The sequence below is a fragment of the Planktothrix tepida PCC 9214 genome (assembly GCF_900009145.1).
In the GTDB taxonomy this organism is placed as follows: Bacteria; Cyanobacteriota; Cyanobacteriia; order Cyanobacteriales; family Microcoleaceae; genus Planktothrix; species Planktothrix tepida.
On sequence record NZ_LN889791.1, the window covers coordinates 1 to 5,530 of the forward strand.

Below are 5,530 nucleotides of genomic sequence, written 5' to 3' on the forward strand. Positions count from 1 at the left end.
AATCTTATTTTCCCAATGGATAACTCTACTTTTTATTACTTGTTGATTTCGGAGAGTGACAGAAGAGGGATATTAAATCAAGCTATGGATTTAATGATTAATGATGACTAAATTAAGATTATAATCCTATTAAATAGGATTAAAGATATTTTTCGCGTTCTAACCAAGCTTTCATTTTTCCCGGATTTAATAATCCATAAGGGTCTACTTGTTGCTTAAATTGTAACTGTTCTAAATTAATCATTTTCATCCCTCCATCCTCTAAAATATAAGTATGGGGATTGAAAATAACAGCACCTCGTTCTTCATGATAACGAATAATTTCATTTAACCGTTCTTCTGTGGTAAATCGAACTAACTGTAAAGAGGCGGGGTGCATTTCTCCATGCAATCTTAAAAACTCTAAATGTTGCATGACTTCATCCCCAAAATGATCATAAAGATGTTCCAATAATTCTAATTTTCGATCCGCAGGTAATAAAGTTTGTAAATAAGTAATAGACGGATCTACACTCCGAGCGTGTAACGTCGTATGGTTCCAAGTATATTCCATAATTGTTGTTCCTTTCCCGGCTTCCTGGGAGGATTTTTGATAACAAATTTCTCCCTGATATTCCTTCACTAATTCTTGAAAAGGTTCTAAACTGGTTTCCGAAATCATTAACAATGCTGCGTGTTTTCCGGCTGGAATTATATCTTTAAATGCAGTAAAATAGGAGGGGATGGGAGATGCACAAACAGAGATTAATTTTTTAATAACCCCATCGGATAACGCTAAGGCTTGACCAAATCGAGCCGAGGTCATAAAATCATCAAAGGTAACAATAATTTCTGACCAAGGATAGGCAGGAGCTAAGGGAATTTCTAACTCAGTAATAATTCCATTTGTACCATAAGCATGATTGACTTTCTGCACATCATCCCCTCTTAATTCAATGATATTTGGTTCATCTTCCAGTGTCACAACTCGCGCAGCTTGTAAGTTACCGCGATCTCGTAATTGTCCATAAGTAATGGAACCAATTCCCCCACTTCCCCCCTCAATAAATCCTCCAATTGTTGCAGTCCGATAGGTGGAAGGAACCATGCGTAATTCCCATCCCATTTCCCGCGCTTGTTTATCAAATGCTGCTAATTTTACCCCCGGTTCTACACAAGCTAAACCCGGTTTTATCCATTTAATAGTATTCAATTTAGAAATATCTAAAATTACTCCCCCTTCTAAGGGAATACACTGTCCATAATTTCCGGTTCCCGCACCCCGAACTGTAAGCGGAACTTTATATTTCACACAAACTTTAGCCACTTGTAAAACTTCAGCTTCCGTTGTGGGACGCACCACAACATCTCCGGTTTTATCCTTAAGTAACGGTTGCAAAATCGGACTGAAATGGTAATAGTCTTGAGACAGTTTCATCACTTGGGTTTGATCCCGAATAATTTCAATCCCTGATAGTTCAGAACAGAAGGTATCCCAGTTAATATCAATCATGGCTAGGCTTTAACGAGAAAATTTTATTATAGTCTTTATAATATTAATAATAGCTTCGTGTGGGATGCGTGCACCGCACTGATACACCCCACCGATGAAACGGAATTAACGAATAGTAGCCAACTGTTTTTCCCCAGAAATCGGCGCGCTTAACGCTTCTTCTAAGGGGGCTCGTCCTAAACGTTCTTCTAAAATATCCATTACCGTGCGTCCAAAATCATTGGGGTTGCGGTTCCAGGCTTCTAAACAGATTTCCCCAAAAAATGATCCCAATGGTTCTGGGTTCCAGAGTAATTTTCTGGCTGTCCAAGGCATTAAACTCATGGGATTATACCCTGGTTTTAACATATCCTTTTTGAAGGCATATTCCTCTAAATGGGTGTGGGGTTGTAACCCAATAAAGAAAATCGCAGGTTCCACTTTATCCGCCCCAAAAATCGCTTCTAATTCCCGATGATAAGAGATAGTTTGACGAATGGTATCAAAGGTTTCATCAATGACATTAAAGGAATAATTTACCGAAACCAAATCATTAAACCCGGCTGCTTTTAAATCTTGACAATTTTCTAAAACCACTCGTAGGTTATATCCCATCCGCATTTTTCTAACTAATTCCTGGGAACCGCTAGTAATGCCAATTTCAAAATAATTCATCCCCGTTTTTGCCATTAATTGACATAATTCAGGGGTTAAATTATCCGCCCGAATATAAGCCGCCCAGTGAATATCGCTCATCCCGGCATCAAGAATTTTCTGTAATAATTCTACCGCATCATCAATAAATCGACGGGCGGGAATAAATTGAGCATCGGTAAACCAAAAATTTCTAATTCCCCGGTTATAAAGTTGCTGCATTTCCGCTACAACTTCATCAGCCGGATTAATTCTAACTTGTTTTCCTTCAATGACCGTGTAAATACAATAACAACAGTTATGGGGACAACCCCGCTTTGTTTGTACGCCAATATAAAAGTCTTGGTCTTGAAAATAATATTGAAATTCCGGCCAAATTGTTTCAATATAATCGTAATTGCAAGCTGTTTTTTCAAAATTCATGGGTTGTTCATGAATTAAGCGATCTCGCGGTGTTGTTTCTCCCACAATATAACAACGTTCCTCGGCTAAATCCTCCCCTCTTAATAACTTTTCTAATAAACTTTCCCCTTCCCCAACAGAAACAATACTTCCTTTCGGTAAACTTGTTCCCAACTGTTCATAAAAAACACTGACAGCCCCGCCCCCAACAACAACCCGCGCTTGAGGGTTATATTTTTGAGAACGAGATAATCCGCGTTTAATTAATCCTAAATTGCGCCACAGTTCGGTATAATAGGACGACGCTAACTTTAAGCCGCCCAACGCTCCCCGTAATTTAATTAAAGGGTTTTTAGCATAATAAAATTCAAAGGCATTTTGCAGAGGATTTCCACCCCGTCCGCCCACAGGCGCGTAAATTTGAATATCTCGCCAAGAAAACACTAATAATGTTGGTTGAAACTCATCGACACAAGCATCCAATGCAGCAGCATAATCCAAAGGAGGAACAGCCCCTAAATCAAAAATGCGTTGTTGAACGGTGGGAAACAGCTTGTGAACGTGATCAGACAGATAAACCACCCCAATTGGGAAAATGGGGTTACAGGGGAGACGGACGTAAAGGATCTTATCTTCCATAGGGCTGCTGTGGGTCAGGCGGAACTAAGGCTAAAATCAGTGAAGTTATATCGACTTCATTTAACATTCCTTAACACTATAGCGCTACGCATTACAGTTAGGACAATTCTAAATTCCGAAATCCTTTCATTTCTTACTATTCCCTATTCCCTGGCCCTGTTCCCTAGTGCTACGCACTAACGAATTTTGGTGCGTTTAGGGTTGCCAATCTGAGAAAATGATGAAGTTTGGATAAGCACAGGGGACAGGGATTAATCGATCCCCATCCCCTGAAGCTCAACTTTTTTCAGAATTTTAATTTTGAAAGAATTTCTTTAAAATCAGGTGAAACCTTTGAATGGGTTGAGAAGTTTGCCCAAAAAATGGTGAGTACAATAGCTGATTGGTAGTCGCAGTTACAACCAACGGGGATCAGCAAATGTTAACGTGACAAGTAATCCATAAAATGTTTAGCTCAAAGCCCCTTGATTCAGATATGGCTCAAATTCTTGATCCCCTACCGTCGAATAGTTCTGGTCGAATTTTGTGCTGCTATGTTAATGCTACCAGCCATATTCAGATCGCTCGCATTACTAACGTTCCGAACTGGTACTTTGAGCGGGTAGTATTCCCAGGACAACGTTTAGTGTTTGAGGCGATTCCCCAAGCGACCCTAGAAATTCATACTGGGAGTATGGCCAGTGCTATTATTGCGGATAATATTCCTTGTGAGCGACTCCAGATTGATCAAGAGTCTATTTACTATGATGGCAAACCTTTAACACTCAATGCTCAACCTTTAACACAACCGAGAACTTTTACCAGTAAGCGTACAGTTAAACTGGAACCTTTAACAACTCCAGCTTTAACTGCTGTTGATTAATTTAAAAAAAACCTTGATAACAAAATTATGACACCCATCGCACTATCAGTTGATCCCGGTTCATTGATGCAGCGCGATGCTCGGTGTCATCAAGACCTCCTAGAGGTTGGAAACCTTGTCTCTTCAGAGCCAGGAGGAAAACCGATTAGCGGCTTTAGCCGCCTAGTTATTAGATTGTCAACACCAAAATCTACTTTCGCTATATAATAGCTGTAGGCAGAGGACTAATTGATGTATCTGACTCAAAAATGTCAAATTCGTGACCTCAGTAAGCAAGAGTTCCTTGCCTTGAGAGAACTGTGTAGATTGAGTAAAAACCTTTACAATGTAGGGCTTTACTCGGTTAGACAGTTCTATTTTTCTGAACAAAGATACTTGAGATATGAATCGAACTACCATCAATGCAAGGATAACGAGAATTACAAACTTCTCAATACCGATATTGCACAGCAAACACTGAAAGTGGTAGCTCGGTCGTTCCGTTCTGTTTTTAACTTGATTAAAGCAGCAAAACAAGGATTGTATCGATTTGAGCAAATTCGTTTGCCCAAATACCTTCCAAAAGAAGGTTACTTTCCGTTGATTATGCCACGCATCAAGGTAAAAAACGGAGGGTTTGAAGTCCCTATGTCTAACGCATTCAGAAAGGAATTCGGTTCTATCCGTCTTCCATTTCCTGAACGGTTAAATGGGAAGATATTGAAAGAGGTGCGAATTCTACCCAAATACAATGCTCGGTTCTTTGAAATTGAATACGTTGTAGAAGCAGAACCCGAACCTCAAGATATTAATCCTGATCACGCTATTGCCATTGACTTGGGACTTGATAATCTTGCTACTTGTGTCAGTACCGTTGGGGCATCCTTTCTTTTGGATGGTAAACCACTTAAAGCAGTTAACCAATGGTTTAACAAGGAAAATGCAAGATTGCAGAGTATCAAAGATCTGCAAAAAATCAAGGGAACCACAAAACGTCAAGCTAGATTGACGCTTAACCGCAACAATTTTGTTAGAGATTATCTGAATAAATCGGCTCGATATATTATTGATTGGTGTATCAAACACCAGATTGGAACGGTGATTATTGGCGTTAATCCCGGTATCAAACAAGAAATCAATATCGGAGCTAAAAACAATCAGAATTTTGTTCAAATTCCCTATTGGAGTTTGAGACAAAAACTCAAAAACTTGTGTGAACGATATGGATTGAAATATCAGGAACAGGAAGAATCTTACACCAGTAAGGCAAGTTTCTTGGATGGTGATCATATTCCCGTCTACAATCCTGACCCGTCCCAAAAATATCAATTTTCTGGAAAACGGGTTAAACGTGGATTGTATTGTTCTCAACAAGGACATTTGATTAATGCTGATTGTAATGGCGCTGCCAATATCGGAAAGAAAAGTAGCCACAATGGTTTTGCCGGAGTGGGTAGGGGTTGTTTGACTCAGCCTTTAAGAGTGAAAATCTCTTAAGAATCCCCGTCTCTTCAGAGCGGGGA

At 39.5% G+C, this 5,530-nt stretch carries 4 protein-coding genes; 2 read left to right on the forward strand and 2 right to left on the reverse strand.

The annotated features are described in order from the left end of the window. Positions 1-139: 139 nt before the first annotated feature. Both PL9214_RS10510 and PL9214_RS10515 read right to left on the reverse strand, forming a co-directional pair. Positions 140-1,492: an FAD-binding oxidoreductase gene (locus tag PL9214_RS10510; RefSeq protein WP_072718784.1), complete on the reverse strand. Its 1,353-nt coding sequence runs from the start codon at positions 1,490-1,492 to the stop codon at positions 140-142. A gap of 105 nt (positions 1,493-1,597) precedes the next feature. Further along, a complete protein-coding gene (locus PL9214_RS10515; RefSeq protein ID WP_072718785.1) occupies positions 1,598-3,166 on the reverse strand; it encodes a photosystem II high light acclimation radical SAM protein in 1,569 nt (522 codons plus the stop codon). A gap of 475 nt (positions 3,167-3,641) precedes the next feature. Here PL9214_RS10515 and PL9214_RS10520 point away from each other — a divergent pair, with 475 nt between their 5' ends. Both PL9214_RS10520 and PL9214_RS10525 read left to right on the forward strand, forming a co-directional pair. After that, a complete protein-coding gene (locus PL9214_RS10520) occupies positions 3,642-4,028 on the forward strand; it encodes a DUF1830 domain-containing protein (protein ID WP_072718787.1) in 387 nt (128 codons plus the stop codon). Positions 4,029-4,259: 231 nt separating this feature from the next. Further along, complete coding sequence (locus tag PL9214_RS10525; protein WP_072718786.1) at positions 4,260-5,504, forward strand: RNA-guided endonuclease InsQ/TnpB family protein; 1,245 nt, start codon at positions 4,260-4,262, stop codon at positions 5,502-5,504. The last annotated feature ends 26 nt before the right edge of the window (positions 5,505-5,530 follow it).